Raw genomic sequence first — 16,889 nt, 5'->3', positions numbered from 1 at the left:
AATGAGCCTTAAACCAAGGCTCATTTTTTAGTTTTAATTGGGTATGGTATCCAAAGAATCCAAAGACTGTTCACTGTTTTGGAATTCTTTAATCAAATCCTCTTCTTGCTTACGAATGGCATCTTCATCATCATATTCTTCATCAGAAGAGTATAATCGTGTAAATAACCTTAGATATCGGTTAAATTCATCTGCTTTTTCTTCAATCATTTCTTTATCTTGATTGATTAGTAGAAGATCCACAACACTTCGATATCGCTCTACATTAGTAACTATTTCCTCAGCATAGTTATATTGGTCTTTAAGCTCCAAGCTACCAAAATAAGTAAGTTGTTCCTGATATTTTTTGGCAATTTTGTTCCAAAGTTCACGAGCTTTTTCTTTTTCACCTACTTCATAATACCCAGACACGTAGGGTTCTAATAAGGTGTAATACTCATAATACTCGATGGGCATTTTTTCTACACCTAAATCCAGAATTTCTTTAGCTTTTTCTTTTTTGTCCTCATTAATCAATGCTTCTACCAATCGAGCTAAATTGCTTCTATAAGTTATTGCATTTTTTCTGGTTTCAGGGTCGTGATAGATATCAGGACTTTCACTATTACCCCAATCCCAACTTTTTACATTATTATACATAACATCGGTATCTATACGCCCCATATCGAATGGGTTTCGTTTATCAATCTTAGTACGAATCGGTACTAGTTTGTAAGTTACACCATCTAATTGTAAATAATCTTTCATCCATAAGTAATCATCATCTCCAAAACTTCCTCCAGTAAAATAGATAGGTCTTTCCCAGTTATTATTGGCAATGATGTCTAACATCAACAAACGATTTTTAAATAGTAAATCACCTTTAAAATGAATATCTATATAAGGCACAATAAGATCGGCGTCTTTTTCCGGTACAATACCATTTCTTAAAACTGCTTCTTTATCTACTGGTATTCTTACGTGTTTAGTAGGAAAGGTATTGACTTTTTTACCGCTTTGCAGATCACCTTTGGTTCTTGGGTCATCGGTTTCGATCCATCGCATCCAGTTTTTAATAAGCATAGTGTCATTAGTAACCGGCTTATAATAAATTGCATCATTATTCCCAAATCTATAAAACTTGTGAGTTAGCTGTGATGGTATTGGTTTACCTTCATATGCCGCTCTCTTCATTTGATCAATGTACCAATCCGTGGCAAATAGACTAGTATTTACGGTTCTCACATCAGTGCGATACCCTTCAATTTCTTGAGCATACCATAAAGCAAAAGTATCATTGTCACCAATCGTAAATAGAATTGCATCTTGTTGGCAGGATTGTAAATACATTTTTGCCATGGCCTGAGCTGTATATCGGTTAGAACGATCATGATCATCCCAATTCTGAGCTGCTAATACAACCGGCACGGCTAATAAGCATACAGTAGTAACAATTGGTGCTAAGAGTTTTGGCTTGATTGAATTTTTGAGCAAGTCAAAAAGTGCATATACTCCAAACCCAATCCAAATGGCAAATACATAAAATGACCCTACCAATGCATAATCTCTTTCCCTGGGTTCGAACGGTCTTTCATTAAGATATATTTTTAAAGCCAAACCGGTAAATAAAAAGAAAATTAGTAAGACCCAGAAGTTTTTCTTGTCTCTAGTGGCTTGAAATACAAACCCTAATAGTCCTAATAATAAAGGTAAGAAGAAGTATGTGTTACGAGCTTTGTTTTTTAAAGCATCTCTCGGTAAATTATCCTGAGAACCCAAACGCATTTCGTCAATAAAAGTAATACCACTTAACCAGTTTCCGTTAAGGTCAGACCATTCTCCTTGAACATCATCTTGTCTGCCCACAAAGTTCCACATAAAATAACGCCAGTACATGTATCCGATTTGATATTCGAACAAGTATTTTACGTTATCAATAAAAGATGGTTTTTCTACATTAAGATAATTCCCGAAGGATCTTAAAAACTTGTCATAGTCGTCATTGTCAAGTTTGCCAGCCGCATATTCTCTTCTAAATTGCGTTACCGCATTAAGTAATTCATCTTCGTCCTGATATTCTGGTTTGATTGTGAACTTTATTGGACCGGTAAACTCCATATAGTTAGCAATATGCTCAGTGCTCCACATTCGTGGTAAAATAGCTTTATGAGCATCATCTATGTTTTGCTTGGCGTTTTTCCAATCATTTACGATGTCATACTTACCGGTAACTAGATTCTTTTCGTATTTAGGTTTATCATCTTCATATGGATTGTTTTCATCAAGTCCAGCGTAAATCTCTGTAAACTGGGGCCCATAGAATAAATGTGTTTCAGGATATTGTTCCAGATTATAATAAGCCAGAAGTTCTCTAGCATTGTTCGGGTTATTTTCATTAATTACTGTTCCTGCATTAGCACGTATTGGAAGCATAATCCAGCAGGAGAATCCTATAAAAATGAAAACGACACATAATAATATCGTGTTTAGCAGAGGGTATTGTTTTGTTTTTGTGTGTTTTATGGCAAAATAAAATGCAGCAGCAATTAATAATCCAACTATGATTGTACCTGAATTAAAAGGTAAACTTAGGGAGTTTACAAAAAATACTTCTGCCACACCAAAAAGTTTTAGAGTGGAGGGTAATAATAACTTAAAAATGAATAATAATATGAATACCACTACTACATTTGCTATAATGAAGTTTTTTACGGTAATCTCCTTGTAATTTTTGAAATAATACAACAACCCTATTGCTGGGATTGACAATAATCCCATGAAGTGAACTCCAAAAGATAACCCTACTATAAATGCTATAAGAATTAACCATTTGTTACCTCTTGGCTTATGCATATCTCTTTCCCAAAGTAATCCTAAATAGAAAAGAATAGATAATATGCAGGAAGCCATAGCGTATACTTCAGCTTCCACAGCATTAAACCAAAAACTATCTGTAAAAGTAAATGTAAGAGAGCCTACTAATGCACTTCCTAATACAGCAAGTGCTTTGGATTGAGTCATTTCTTCATCTTTGATGATAAGTTTTCTAACAAGAATGGTTATGGACCAGAACATAAATAGTATGGCAAAGGCGCTGGCAAAAGCAGATGTCATATTAACTACTAGTGCAATTTGTGTCGCATCAGGCGCAAATATTGAAGCAAATGCCCCAATCATTTGAAATAATGGTGCTCCCGGTGGGTGCCCTACCTGAAGTTTTGATGATGTAGCAATATATTCTCCGGCATCCCAAAAACTAGCTGTAGGTTCTACAGTAAGTGAGTAAACGCATAATGCAATTGCAAAAACGACCCATCCTAAAATTTTATTCCACTTTACAAAGTTGAATGTACTCATAAGTATTTACTGTTATATAACGTGTGGCGAATTTAGTAATAAAAATACTTTCCCTTCGGTTTTTTTAGCAAACGCTTAACAGAAGTTTATATTTTGGTTGTATAATAAGGAGTTGCAAAAAAATAAATTTAGATGTAAATTTTTAATAAAAATGTTTGCAGACCTAAAAGAATGTATTAAATTTGCACCCGCAATGACGCATTGGTCTATGGTGTAACTGGCAACACGTCTGGTTTTGGTCCAGAAGAGTCTAGGTTCGAGCCCTAGTAGACCAACATAAAAAGGAGTAACAAATTTAATGTTGCTCCTTTTTTATTTTGAAAAACATCTAGAATATTTAATGTTTTATTTTAAAAGTAATCACAGGTCTTTTGGCATGATTAACTACATCTTCACCAAGACTTCCGTTAATAAAGTGTGAGATTCCTTTTCTTCCGTGAGTACTAATACCAATCATCCCTGCATCCACTGAAACTGCAAAATTCAGAATACCCTTTTCTACAGTAATGTCGTTATATATGTTAAGAGAATGGACATCAATCGGCATATCAGCGATCATTAAATTCATTTTAGTCTCCGTTTCGTGGGTAGTTTTAAAACCATTAGCTGTATTGACCCATACTAAGTGAAGTTTTGCATCAATAGATTTTGCAAATTCGTTAGCAGCTAATAATGATGGTTTGTCTTCTTCATCAAAATTGGTTGCGTATACAAAATCGGTCACATTATAGATATCGCATTCTTCTTTAATAACTAAAACAGGCTTTTTTGCCATGCGAACCACTTTCTCCGCATTAGATCCAATAAACAGTTCTTCAAAACCTGTGGATCCATGTGATCCCATAATAATAATATCTACATCATTTTTGGCACTCGAATCAATGATGCCATGCATAACATCTTCAAAACTTACTGTTTCCACTACTTCAATGTCTTTTAGATAGTCTTGTTCCAAAACATCTTCGAATTTCTTGTGAGCTTGCTTCATAAAAAATATAGCTTCAGGTGCGGGTGCAGGTGCTCCAGAAGACATTAAGTCTGTCAAATGCATTGGTAATTCTAGGATATGCAAAAGATAGATCGTAGCATCGTTTTTTTTTGCGATTTGGGCTGCAACTTTTAAAGCACTTTCAGCTTGAGTAGAAAAATCGGTAGGGACAAGTATACTTTTTATCATGATAATGTGTGTTAAATATTGAATTAGAAGTTTTTAGGTTTTGAAAGAGTGTTAATAGGTTAATAGTGTTGTTGGATTATTTTAAATTTGTTTAAAATACAATCTAAGCATTCTTAAATTTACAAAATAAATTGATTCTTCACTAGATTTTGAATCTAAGATATTATTACTATCTTTGCACCGTTGAAATTAAAAAACCAGGATGAGGGGACGAGAAGTCCCCTCTTTTTATCTATTTATGTCATTAAAAGACAAGGTTCAGAATTTATTGGAAGGGGCGCTTACTGAAAATCCGTCACTATTCCTTATTGATTTTAAAATTTACCCGGATAATCGTATCGAGGTTATCATTGATGGTGATGATGGTGTTAAGGTAGAAGATTGTATTGCAGTTAGTAGAGCAATAGAGCATAATCTTGATCGGGATGAAGAAGATTTTTCTTTAGAAGTTATGTCTGCGGGCGTTTCTGAAGGAATACGACATATTAGACAATACAAAAAAAATGTAGGGAGAAAGCTTAAGGTTAAAACCAAAGATGATAAAATTGAAGGTGAATTAATCTCTGCTACAGATGATGCTATTACTTTGACTTGGAAAACAAGAGAGCCTAAACCGGTAGGAAAAGGAAAGGTTACGGTAACCAAAAAGGTGAGTGTCTTATATGAAGAAATTGTAGAAGCAAAAGTTATGATAACATTTTAATTATAGATTGATATGGAAAATATCGCATTAATAGAATCATTTTCAGAATTCAAGGACGATAAATTTATAGATCGAGTGACGTTGATGTCGATCTTAGAAGATGTATTTAGAAATGCTCTAAAGAAGAAATTTGGTAGTGATGATAATTTCGATATCATTATAAATCCTGATAAAGGGGATTTAGAAATTTGGAGAAACCGTATTGTAGTTGCTGATGGAGAAGTAGAGGATGGTAATCAGGAAATTTCATTGACAGAAGCACAAAAAATAGAACCTGATTTTGAAATTGGTGAAGATGTTTCGCAGGAAGTAAAGCTAATTGATCTGGGAAGACGTTCTATTTTAGCTTTACGTCAGAATTTGATTTCTAAGATTCATGAACATGATAATACGAATATTTACAAGCAATTTAAAGAATTAGAAGGAGAGATCTATACTGCAGAGGTGCATCATATTAGACATAGAGCAATTATACTTCTTGATGATGAAGGTAACGAAATCATTCTTCCAAAAGATAGACAGATACCATCAGATTTCTTTAGAAAAGGAGAAAATGTTCGAGGAGTTATCGAGTCTGTAGAATTAAAAGGTAATAAACCGGCAATAATAATGTCTAGAACATCACCATTATTCTTAGAGAAATTATTCGAGTCTGAGATTCCTGAAGTGTTTGATGGTTTGATTACAGTGAAGAAAGTGGTAAGAATTCCAGGTGAGAAAGCTAAAGTTGCTGTGGATTCTTATGATGATAGAATTGATCCTGTTGGAGCGTGTGTTGGTATGAAAGGGTCTAGAATTCATGGAATTGTGCGTGAATTAGGGAATGAAAATATAGATGTTATTAACTATACTAATAATGTGCAGTTATACATCACCAGGGCTTTAAGTCCTGCGAGGATTACCTCTGTGAAAATGGATGAAGAAGGAAGTAGAGCTGAGGTAATGCTAAAACCGGAAGAAGTTTCTAAAGCCATCGGTAGAGGTGGTCACAATATTCGATTAGCTGGTCAATTAACTGGTTACGAAATAGATGTGTATAGAGAAGGTGTTGAAGAAGATGTAGAATTAACTGAGTTTTCTGATGAAATAGATTCTTGGATTATCGAAGAATTTGCTAAAATTGGTTTGGATACAGCGAAAAGTATTTTAGAACAGGATGTGGCAGATTTAGTGAAACGTACTGATCTCGAAGAGGAGACTGTATCAGAGGTAGTTCGAATATTAAAATCAGAATTTGAAGATTAATAAATACAATTAATTTATATTTGAGCATTAAATAAAGAGGCATTTATGGCTGAAGCAAGAACAATGAGATTAAATAAGGTATTACGCGAATTCAATATCTCGCTAGATCGGGCTGTTGACTTTTTGAATTCAAAAGGTCACGAGATAGACGCGCGTCCTACCACAAAAATTTCTTCAGAGATCTATCAGCTCTTGTGTGATGAATTTCAGACGGATAAGAGTAAGAAGGTAGCTTCAAAAGAGGTCGGAGAAGAAAAAAGGAAAGAGAAAGAGGCATTGCGTGTGCAGATTGAAAGCGAGCAGGAAGAAAAACGTAAACGTGCTGAAGCTAGAGATGTCATAAAAGCCAAAGCTCAATTAAGTGGCCCTAAGCAAGTGGGTAAAATTGAGTTGAATAAAAAAGAGGAAGAGCCACAACCGCAGCCCGAAGAAAAAGTTGTAGAGCTACCTAAGAAGGAGAAAGAAGTAGAAAAGCCTAAAGAACCGGAAGTAGTTTCTAATAGACCTAAGAAAGTGGGTATTAAAATTACTAAAGAAGCACCTAAACAAGAGGAGAAAAAACCTGTTGTGCAGGAGAAAGCTCCTGAGGTTAAAAAAGATGAGCCGGTAGCTCCGGAATCAGAAGTTTCTGCAGAGCCGGAAAAGGTTAAGACTCAGTATAAAAAACTGGATGGCCCTAATTTTACGGGTCAGAAGATTGATTTAGCACAGTTTAAAAAACCTGTAAAGAAAAAAGAAGAGAAATCAGATAAATCTAAAGCTGGAGGAGATCCTAAAAAACGTCGTCGTCGAATTAGCAAGGAAGGTGCTCCAGGTTCTGGAGGAAGACCAGGTGGAGGTCAACAAGGTGGAAACCGTGGTGGTGGAAACCGTGGTGGTGGAAACCGAGGACGAGGTGGAGGTCCTGGAAAAGGAAGAAAGCCAGCTATTGTTAAGGAAGAGCCTAGTGAAGAAGAAGTACAGAAGCAGGTAAGAGAAACCTTAGAAAAACTTCAAGGTAAATCTAATAAATCCAAAGCTGCAAAGTATCGTAGAGATAAAAGAGATCAACACCGTCAGAAAGTAGAAGATGATGTTGCACAACAGGAACAAGAAAGCAAGGTGCTTAAAGTGACAGAGTTTGTTACTGTTTCTGAAGTTGCTACAATGATGAGTGTTCCTACGACTCAAGTGATTTCTGCTTGTATGTCATTGGGAATTATGGTGACGATGAATCAGCGATTGGATGCAGAAACACTTTCTATTGTTGCAGATGAATTTGGGTACGAAGTAGATTTTGTAACCGCAGATATAGAGGATTCAATAGAAGAGGTTGTAGATGCACCTGAGGATTTAGTAGATAGAGCTCCAATAGTTACTGTTATGGGTCACGTTGACCACGGTAAAACATCGCTGCTAGATTATATTCGAGAAGAAAATGTGATCGCAGGAGAGAGTGGAGGTATAACACAACACATAGGTGCATATGGAGTGCAATTAGAAAATGGTCAGAAAATAGCATTTCTGGATACACCAGGTCACGAAGCGTTTACGGCAATGCGTGCTCGTGGTGCACAAGTAACGGATTTGGCTATTATCGTAATTGCTGCAGATGATGATGTAATGCCACAGACCAAAGAGGCAATTAGTCATGCTCAGGCTGCAGGAGTTCCTATTGTCTTTGCAATTAATAAAGTGGATCGACAAGAGGCAAATCCTGATAAAATTAAAGAAAAATTAGCTTCCATGAACCTTTTGGTAGAAGATTGGGGAGGAAAAATTCAGTCTCACGATATTTCTGCTAAAACTGGTCAGGGAGTGAAAGAATTATTAGAAAAAGTCTTATTAGAAGCTGAAATACTAGAGCTTAAAGCAAATCCGGAAAGATTAGCTTCGGGTACTGTAGTTGAGGCTTTCTTGGATAAGGGTCGTGGATATGTATCTACTATTTTAGTGCAAACAGGAACACTTCGTGTAGGAGATTATGTTCTTGCCGGTAAGAATAGTGGTAAGGTAAAAGCGATGCAGGATGAACGTGGTAATAATGTTAAAGAAGCAGGGCCTTCTACACCGGTATCAATTTTAGGTTTAGACGGTGCTCCTCAAGCTGGTGATAAGTTTAGTGTGTTAGAAGATGAGAGAGAGGCCAAAGATATTGCTTCTAAGCGTGCTCAATTACATAGAGAACAATCTGTTCGTACACAACGACATATCACATTAGATGAAATTGGACGTCGTATTGCTCTTGGAGACTTTAAAGAGTTGAATATTATTCTTAAAGGTGATGTTGATGGTTCAGTTGAGGCATTGACAGATTCTTTCCAGAAGTTATCTACAGAAGAGATTCATGTGAATATTATTCACAAAGCTGTTGGTGCAATTACAGAGAGTGATGTGTTGTTAGCGTCTGCATCTGATGCAATTATTATTGGATTTAATGTGAGACCAGCAGGTAATGCGCGACAGGTGGCTGATAAAGAAGAAATCGATATCAGAACATACTCAATTATCTATGATGCGATCAATGATCTTAAAGATGCAATGGAAGGAATGCTTTCTCCAGTGATGAAGGAAGAGATTACTGGTACTGCAGAGATCAGAGAGACATTTAAAATATCTAAGATTGGTACTATTGCCGGTTGTATGGTTCAGAGTGGTAAAATCTTCCGTAATTCAGGAATTCGTTTAATCAGAGAAGGAGTTGTTGTCTATACTGGAGAATTAGCGTCTCTAAAACGTTTCAAGGATGATGTGAAGGAAGTGTCTAAAGGGTATGATTGTGGTATGCAAATTAAAAACTACAATGATATTAGAGAAGGTGATGTAATAGAAGCTTATCAGGAAGTAGCTGTTAAGAAGAAATTGTAATCACAATACATTCATATAAGCAAAAAAAAGACCGGTAAATTACCGGTCTTTTTTTTGCTTATAATATTATAAAATATATTAGTTCTTTTCTGGTTTGAAAGAAAAGGCCTCAACAAACACTGTTTTAATTTCTTTTAAAGCTCTGTCTGCTTCCAATTTGGTTCTGTAGTTACCTATCCACACCTTGTAATTTGGAGTTTCCCATTTAATATCTGTTTCCCATTTAGGAAAAGCTTCTTTTGCAGCTTTTTCAACTTCATTGGCCTTCACTAGATTTCCATAATAAAGCTGAATCCTGTATCGATCACTAAACTCTCCATCCTTATCCATTTTAGCTTTTATGTCTAATAATCTTTGAATTCTGGGGTCCTGGTTTATAGTCACAGTTGCTTCTTGGGGTTCAAACGTGATGTTTTCGGCAATAAAATTATTAACGATTGAGTCGGTTGGGTTAGTTTTTGGGGTTTCTTGAGCTTGTGTTCCAAGGATTCCAAAAAGGCAAAAACCGGGTAGGAAAATAAAGTTTCGTTTACTTAAAATTCTCATTACAAATTAATTTGCTGCAAAGTTATAGTTTAATAACTCAAAATTGTCAAAAAATATTATTTAGAATTATTATAAATTACCACTTAACAGTTCGCTAACATTTCCAAAATCGACTTATTATAGTACTTTTGCTGTCGAATTAAAAGTGGTGGTTTTTTGTGCTTTTTTCAAACGATAGAGTGAAAAAACCATGCCAAAGTTAAGACGATAATTCTACTTGATAATATGAAACAGGTGAAACACCGAAATTCAGCCTCTAAACTCCTACTTCTAGGAACTGTTTTTTTATTTACTTTTTTTAATCCTGTCTTTGCACAGGATGAAGCAGCTGTTGATGCTGCAGCGCCTACAGAAACTACTTCTGGTGGTGATGTGGCAAAAGGAGAAGCGTTATTCAAATCGCTTTGTGCTGCGTGTCACAGACGTTATAAAAAAATGACTGGGCCAGCTCTTTTTGGGGTTGCGGATAAGTACGAGAGAGAATGGTTATACTCTTGGATAAAGAATAGTGCTGCAATGATTGCTTCTGGTGATGCTAAAGCAATAGCTATTTACGAAGAGTACAACAAGACTGCGATGAATGCGTTCCCGCAGTTGAGTAATACAGACATCGACAATATTTTGGCCTATGTTATGGTTCCAAAAGCAGATCCTCCAGTAGGTCAGAAGATTATTGGTTCTGAACCTGTAGATCAGGGGATTTCTATGGATATTGTTTTAGGTTTACTTGCCTTGGTGTTCTTAATGTTAGTAACCGTTCTGTTTTTAGTGAATAAAACACTTAGAAATTTTGCAGAAGCTAATGATATAGAATTACCTGAAACAGAAGGAAGAACTCCAATCTGGAAAGCTTTTATTCAGAATCAGTTCTTAGTATTGGTTACAGCAATATTCTTATTGTTGGCGAGTGGATACTTTGTATATGGGTACTTTATGCAGGTTGGCGTTGATCAAGGATATGCTCCGATACAACCAATTCACTATTCTCATAAAATCCACGCTGGAGATAATAAGATAGAGTGCAAATATTGTCACTCTTCAGCTAGAGTTTCAAAACACTCAGGGATACCTTCTCTTAATGTTTGTATGAATTGTCACAAATCTATAAGTGAAGTGGCAGAATCCACTGCTACTGCAGATTATTCTAAGGAGTTTTATGATAAAGAGATTCTGAAGTTATATGATGCTGTAGGTTGGGATACAGAAAAGCAAGCATATACTGGTGAAACCAAGCCAGTAAAATGGGTTCGCATACATAACCTTCCTGATTTTGCATATTTCAATCACTCTCAGCACGTAAGTGTTGCGGGAGTGGAGTGTCAGACTTGTCACGGACCAGTGGAAGAAATGGAAATTATGTATCAGTATGCTCCATTAACTATGGGATGGTGTATTAACTGTCACAGAGAAACCAATGTAAATGTTGCAGATAACGAATATTACGAGAAAATTCATAAAGAACTTTCTAAGAAATATGGTGTTGACCAGTTAACAGCTGCTCAGATGGGTGGACTGGAATGTGGTAAGTGTCATTATTAATAAAAAAATGTTCGCTTAGGCGGAAATAAGTAAGAAGCTAATATCAATTATATATGTCATCAAACAAGAAATACTGGAAAAGTGTTGAAGAGCTAAACGAAAATAGCTCTATTGTTGAGACGCTACAACAAAATGAATTCGTTCAGGAGATCCCTACGGATGAGTTTTTAGGAGATAAATCATCTTTAGAGAGTTCGTCAACTACTCGTCGTGATTTTCTTAAATATGTAGGTTTTAGTACTGCTGCAGCTACGCTTGCAGCTTGTGAAGGACCAGTTAAAAAGTCAATTCCTTATGTGGTGCAACCAGAGAGAATCGTTCCTGGTGTGGCTAACTACTATGCTACTACTATAGCGGATGGGTATGATTTTGCTAGTGTTTTGATCAAAACTAGAGAAGGTCGTCCTATTAAAGTAGAGAATAATAATCTTGCAACTTCTAATGGAGAAGCAAATGCTAGAGTTCATGCTTCAGTATTGTCATTATATGATAGTGCTCGCCTTCAAGGGCCAAAGAGAAATGGTGAGGATGTTAGTTGGGAAGATTTGGATAAAGAGGTTGTTGCTCAATTGAATAACCTCCGAGGTAAAGAATTAGTGTTATTAACTCAGACATACGCCAGTCCTTCTACTTCAAAATTAATTTCAGAATTTAAAGCAAAATACCAAAACGTAAAACACGTAGTGTATGATGCTGTTTCTTATAGCGAGGCTTTGGATGCATACCAGATGATGTATGGAGAAAGAGCACTTGCAGATTATGATTTTGCTAAAGTAAACACTATTGTTAGTGTTGGTGCAGACTTTTTAGGAGACTGGCAAGGTGGAGGATATGATGGAGGTTATGCAACTGGTCGTATCCCTAAGAACGGAAAAATGTCTAAGCACATTCAGTTCGAAGCAAATATGTCTTTGGCTGGTGCTAATGCAGATAAAAGAGTTCCTGTAAAACCATCTGAGCAAAAACAAATATTAGCTGCATTATATGCTTATGTAACAGGTTCAGGTTCTAAAAGTTCACTAACTCCTGAATTAGATGCTGAGGTAGTAAAAGCTGCAAAGCAAATCCAAAAAGCAGGAAGCAATGCAGTTGTTGTTTCAGGTATTCAGGATGTAGATGCTCAATTAGTAGTTTTAGCTATTAATAAGCATATCAATAGTAAAGCATTTAATGAGAATACACCTCGCAAAATCCGTCAGGGTGATGCTAAGGCGGTTGCTCAATTAGTAAAAGATATGAATGCAGGAAAAGTTGGAGGTCTGTTGATCGCTGGTGTAAATCCTGCATATTCATTACCAAATGCTTCAGAATTTAAAACCGGACTGGAAAAAGTTGGTATTTCTTTAGCGTTTAGTTCACATAATGATGAGACTACTTCATTATGTAATTATGTAGCAACTACTCCTCATTACCTTGAGTCTTGGGGTGATGTAGAGTTTAAGAAAGGAAGCTATAGTTTAACACAGCCTACAATAAGACCTTTATTTAATACACGTCAATTTCAGGATACTTTACTGAAGTGGAATGGAAATTCATCAACGTATCATGATTATATAAAGAGTACCTGGACAGGTATTCTTGGAGGTACTTCGTGGAGCCAAGCGCTTCATGATGGGGTGTTAGTAACTCCTGCACTTCCTAAGGAAGAGTTAGTAGAAGCAATTGCAGCTCCAGAAGGAGATCAGATAGAAGAAGGAACTTCAGCATCAGCAGGACCAAATGTTGGAGCAGCAGCAAGAAGATTGTCTACTGCAAAATCAAGCGGGTTAGAGCTTACATTATATACTAAGACTGCAATGGGAGATGGTCAGCAAGCCAATAACCCTTGGTTGCAGGAAATGCCGGACCCTATTTCCAGAGCTTCTTGGGATAATTATCTAACAGTTTCTAAAGCAGATGCAGAGCAGTTAGGACTAACTAATGAAAATGTAGCGAATGGCGCTTTAAACGGAAGCTATGCAAAAGTTACTGTAAATGGAGCAGAAGTAGTTGCCCCGGTAATTATTCAACCTGGTCAGGCTCAGGGTTCTGTTGGATTAGCATTAGGATATGGTAAGACACAAGGGTTAAAAGAAGAAATGCAGGTAGGTGTTAATGCGTATCCTTTATATCAAAACCTAAATGCAGTACAGAATGTTTCTGTAGAAGCTGCAGAAGGAACACACGAATTTGCTTGTGTTCAGTTACATAACACGCTGATGGGGCGTGGAGATATTGTTAAGGAAACGACATTAGAGATTTTTAATACTAAAGATCATCACGAATGGAATGCAATTCCTGAAGTATCTAAAAATCATATAGAATATGAAGTAACTTCTCCAGAGGTTGATCTTTGGGATGAGTTTGATCGTTCAATTGGGCATCACTTTAATCTTTCGATTGACTTAAATGCCTGTACAGGATGTGGTGCTTGTGTGATTGCTTGTCATGCAGAGAACAATGTTCCTGTGGTTGGTAAATCAGAAGTTCGCAGATCTCGTGATATGCATTGGTTAAGAATTGACCGTTATTACTCTTCAGAAGATAGTTTTGCAAGCGATAATGAGAAGAAAGATAATATTGCAGGATTAGGAAGCTCTTTGTCAGAGTTTGGTGAGATGGAAAACCCATCTGATAATCCACAAGTAGTATTCCAACCGGTAATGTGTCAGCACTGTAATCACGCTCCTTGTGAGACTGTATGTCCAGTGGCAGCTACATCTCACGGTAGGCAAGGGCAAAACCACATGGCTTATAACCGTTGTGTAGGTACAAGATATTGTGCAAATAACTGTCCATATAAAGTACGTAGATTCAACTGGTTCTTATATAGTAATAATGATGAGTTTGATTATCATATGAATAATGACTTAGGTCGAATGGTAATTAATCCTGATGTTACTGTACGCTCCAGAGGAGTAATGGAAAAATGTTCTATGTGTATCCAGATGACTCAGAAGACTATTTTGGATGCTAAGAGAGATGGAAGACCAGTAAAAGATGGTGAATTCCAGACAGCTTGTTCAGCAGCTTGTTCATCCGGAGCAATGGTATTTGGAGATATCAACGATAAGGATAGTAAAGTAGCTAAGCTTACAAAAGATAATCGTATGTATCACTTACTAGAGCACGTAGGTACTAAGCCAAATGTGATGTACCAAACTAAAGTAAGAAATACTACAGAAGCCTAATTAACTAAATAAAGAATCAATTCAATTATAAAGGATTATGTCTCATTACGAAGCACCTATAAGAAAACCTTTAGTTACCGGAGATAAAACATACCACGATGTAACGGTGGATGTTGCAGCGCCGGTTGAAGGTAAAGCAAATAAATCTTGGTGGATTGTATTTTCCATCGCGCTTATTGCTTTCCTTTGGGGGATAGGTTGTATAATATACACAGTATCCACAGGTATTGGAGTCTGGGGATTAAATAAAACAGTAGGATGGGCCTGGGATATCACCAACTTTGTATGGTGGGTAGGTATCGGTCACGCAGGAACCTTGATTTCTGCTGTACTATTGTTATTCCGTCAAAAATGGAGAATGGCGATTAACCGATCTGCAGAGGCGATGACCATCTTTTCTGTTATCCAGGCAGGTTTATTCCCAATCATTCACATGGGACGTCCTTGGTTAGCGTATTGGGTATTACCGATACCAAACCAGTTTGGGTCATTGTGGGTAAACTTTAATTCTCCACTTCTTTGGGATGTATTTGCAATCTCTACGTATCTATCAGTTTCATTAGTATTCTGGTGGACGGGATTATTACCTGATTTTGCAATGATTAGAGACCGTGCAATTACTCCTTTTACAAAAAGAATTTATAGTATCCTTTCTTTTGGATGGAGTGGTAGAGCAAAAGACTGGCAACGTTTTGAAGAGGTTTCTTTAGTACTTGCAGGTTTGGCAACACCACTAGTACTTTCTGTACATACTATTGTATCCTTTGACTTTGCTACATCGGTAATTCCTGGATGGCATACTACTATCTTTCCACCGTATTTCGTTGCGGGGGCAATTTTTTCAGGGTTTGCAATGGTAAATACCCTTCTTATCATTATGAGAAAGGTATCTAATCTAGAAAACTATATTACGATTCAACATATAGAATTAATGAACATTGTAATTATGATTACAGGTTCTATTGTTGGAGTTGCGTATATTACCGAGTTGTTTATAGCCTGGTACTCAGGAGTAGAGTATGAACAGTATGCATTCTTAAACAGAGCAACTGGTCCTTACTGGTGGGCATATTGGGCAATGATGTCTTGTAATGTATTCTCTCCACAGTTTATGTGGTTCCCTAAGTTGAGAAGAAGTATTATGTTCTCTTTTATTATTTCGATAGTTGTGAATATAGGGATGTGGTTTGAGCGTTTTGTAATTATTGTGACTTCACTTCACAGAGATTACTTACCATCATCTTGGACGATGTTCTCTCCAACATTTGTTGATATCGGAATTTTCATTGGTACTATAGGGTTTTTCTTTGTATTATTCTTATTATATGCACGTACATTCCCAGTGATTGCACAAGCAGAAGTTAAAACAATTCTAAAATCTTCTGGAGAGAAGTATAAGAAGCTAAGAGAGGCAGGAATAGATCATAGAGATGAATTACCAAAGGTAAAAGCTGAAGTAACCAAAGAAGAAGCTGAAGCTCCTGCAGAGAAAACTGAGGCTAAGGCTGAAGATAGTAAGGAAAGTATAAGTAATCTACTTGGTAATATAGGAACCTTTGATCCCAATACCCAAACTGCAGATGACTTGAAGCAAGTTAATGGTATTGGTCCTAAAATGGAAGAGAAGCTGAATGGGATCGGAATCTTTACATTCGATCAGGTGAGTAAAATGACCAAAACAGAGTACGATTTATTAGATAGTATAACCGGATCATTCCCTGGTAGAGCACAACGTGACGACTGGGCTGGTCAGGCAGATAAACTTAAAAATAACTAGAAGTATGGCATCAAAAGTTATACATGCATTATATATAGATGATGATGTCCTGATGGACGCTGTAAAGAAAGTTCGTTCAGAGCATTATCAGATAGAAGAGATATATACACCTTTTCCAGTACACGGACTTGATAAAGCTATGGGGCTACCGCATACACGTTTGGCAATTACTGCTTTTATGTATGGTTGTGTAGGATTGACAGTAGCAATCTTAATGATGAATTTCATTATGATAGAGGATTGGCCTCAAAACATTGGTGGTAAACCAAGTTTTAGCTATATCGAGAATATGCCTGCTTTCGTACCAATTATGTTTGAGCTTACGGTGTTTTTTGCGGCTCACTTAATGGTAATCACTTTTTATATGAGAAGTAAGTTGTGGCCATTCAAAGAAGCAGAAAATCCTGATGTAAGAACTACGGACGACCATTTCTTAATGGAGGTTGATGCTGGAAGTCACGATGTAGATCAGTTGACGAACTTCTTAGGAGGTACTGGAGCAGTAGAAATTAAAGTAATAGATAAGGAAGACGATAACCATTAGTAATA

Annotated in this window: 10 protein-coding genes and 1 tRNA gene; 8 read left to right on the top strand and 3 right to left on the bottom strand. The window is 36.5% G+C overall.

Annotated elements, in window-relative coordinates:
- Nucleotides 1-33: 33 nt before the first annotated feature.
- Entirely contained in the window at nt 34-3,336 is a 3,303-nt protein-coding gene (locus J8M14_RS01505; protein WP_211072572.1) for a DUF2723 domain-containing protein, read from the bottom strand.
- A gap of 202 nt (nt 3,337-3,538) precedes the next feature.
- Between J8M14_RS01505 and J8M14_RS01500 the strand changes: the two genes are divergently transcribed.
- Nucleotides 3,539-3,611: transfer RNA gene (locus J8M14_RS01500), tRNA-Gln, on the top strand.
- Nucleotides 3,612-3,673: 62 nt separating this feature from the next.
- Here J8M14_RS01500 and J8M14_RS01495 read toward each other — a convergent pair.
- Nucleotides 3,674-4,513 (bottom strand): universal stress protein, encoded by an 840-nt coding sequence (locus J8M14_RS01495; protein ID WP_247672524.1) that lies wholly within the window; start codon nt 4,511-4,513, stop codon nt 3,674-3,676.
- A 202-nt stretch (nt 4,514-4,715) separates the two neighbouring features.
- On the opposite strand from J8M14_RS01495, the gene rimP reads away from it, so the two are divergent.
- From rimP to infB, 3 genes are read left to right on the top strand one after another with little or no spacing between them, the layout of a single operon-like run.
- Entirely contained in the window at nt 4,716-5,216 is a 501-nt protein-coding gene (rimP, locus tag J8M14_RS01490; protein ID WP_247672523.1) for a ribosome assembly cofactor RimP, read from the top strand.
- 12 nt (nt 5,217-5,228) lie between these two features.
- Nucleotides 5,229-6,461, top strand: a complete 1,233-nt coding sequence (gene nusA, locus J8M14_RS01485; protein ID WP_211072571.1) for a transcription termination factor NusA — start codon at nt 5,229-5,231, stop codon at nt 6,459-6,461.
- 45 nt (nt 6,462-6,506) lie between these two features.
- Nucleotides 6,507-9,308, top strand: coding sequence for a translation initiation factor IF-2 (infB, locus tag J8M14_RS01480; RefSeq protein ID WP_211072570.1), 2,802 nt, complete (start codon nt 6,507-6,509; stop codon nt 9,306-9,308).
- Between the two features lie 78 nt (nt 9,309-9,386).
- Here the strand turns inward: infB and J8M14_RS01475 are convergent, their stop codons facing one another.
- Nucleotides 9,387-9,854 (bottom strand): SPOR domain-containing protein, encoded by a 468-nt coding sequence (locus J8M14_RS01475; protein ID WP_211072569.1) that lies wholly within the window; start codon nt 9,852-9,854, stop codon nt 9,387-9,389.
- Between the two features lie 225 nt (nt 9,855-10,079).
- Between J8M14_RS01475 and J8M14_RS01470 the strand changes: the two genes are divergently transcribed.
- The 4 genes from J8M14_RS01470 to J8M14_RS01455 are packed head-to-tail and all read left to right on the top strand — an operon-like array spanning nt 10,080 to nt 16,884.
- On the top strand, nt 10,080-11,393 hold the full coding sequence (locus tag J8M14_RS01470) for a c-type cytochrome (protein WP_211072568.1): 1,314 nt from the start codon (nt 10,080-10,082) through the stop codon (nt 11,391-11,393).
- Between the two features lie 53 nt (nt 11,394-11,446).
- Complete coding sequence (locus tag J8M14_RS01465; protein WP_211072567.1) at nt 11,447-14,563, top strand: TAT-variant-translocated molybdopterin oxidoreductase; 3,117 nt, start codon at nt 11,447-11,449, stop codon at nt 14,561-14,563.
- Nucleotides 14,564-14,597: 34 nt separating this feature from the next.
- On the top strand, nt 14,598-16,340 hold the full coding sequence (gene nrfD / locus J8M14_RS01460) for an NrfD/PsrC family molybdoenzyme membrane anchor subunit (protein ID WP_211072977.1): 1,743 nt from the start codon (nt 14,598-14,600) through the stop codon (nt 16,338-16,340).
- A gap of 4 nt (nt 16,341-16,344) precedes the next feature.
- The gene (locus J8M14_RS01455) at nt 16,345-16,884 is read left to right on the top strand and encodes a DUF3341 domain-containing protein (protein WP_211072566.1); all 540 of its coding nucleotides are present in this window, start codon (nt 16,345-16,347) and stop codon (nt 16,882-16,884) included.
- Nucleotides 16,885-16,889: the final 5 nt, after the last annotated feature.

This window comes from Aquimarina sp. MMG016 (genome assembly GCF_018100805.1).
Taxonomy (GTDB): Bacteria; Bacteroidota; Bacteroidia; order Flavobacteriales; family Flavobacteriaceae; genus Aquimarina.
This window is presented reverse-complemented; position numbering and strand designations above follow the sequence as displayed.

What these genes read in the sequence shown, in the direction of transcription:
- J8M14_RS01470 (WP_211072568.1), top strand. Translation starts at nt 10,080, where the DNA reads ATGAAACAGGTGAAACACCGAAATTCAGCCTCTAAACTCCTACTTCTA.
- nusA (WP_211072571.1), top strand. Translation starts at nt 5,229, where the DNA reads ATGGAAAATATCGCATTAATAGAATCATTTTCAGAATTCAAGGACGAT.
- infB (WP_211072570.1), top strand. Translation starts at nt 6,507, where the DNA reads ATGGCTGAAGCAAGAACAATGAGATTAAATAAGGTATTACGCGAATTC.
- J8M14_RS01475 (WP_211072569.1), bottom strand. Translation starts at nt 9,854, where the DNA reads ATGAGAATTTTAAGTAAACGAAACTTTATTTTCCTACCCGGTTTTTGC.
- J8M14_RS01505 (WP_211072572.1), bottom strand. Translation starts at nt 3,336, where the DNA reads ATGAGTACATTCAACTTTGTAAAGTGGAATAAAATTTTAGGATGGGTC.
- J8M14_RS01455 (WP_211072566.1), top strand. Translation starts at nt 16,345, where the DNA reads ATGGCATCAAAAGTTATACATGCATTATATATAGATGATGATGTCCTG.
- rimP (WP_247672523.1), top strand. Translation starts at nt 4,716, where the DNA reads ATGAGGGGACGAGAAGTCCCCTCTTTTTATCTATTTATGTCATTAAAA.
- J8M14_RS01465 (WP_211072567.1), top strand. Translation starts at nt 11,447, where the DNA reads ATGTCATCAAACAAGAAATACTGGAAAAGTGTTGAAGAGCTAAACGAA.
- J8M14_RS01495 (WP_247672524.1), bottom strand. Translation starts at nt 4,513, where the DNA reads ATGATAAAAAGTATACTTGTCCCTACCGATTTTTCTACTCAAGCTGAA.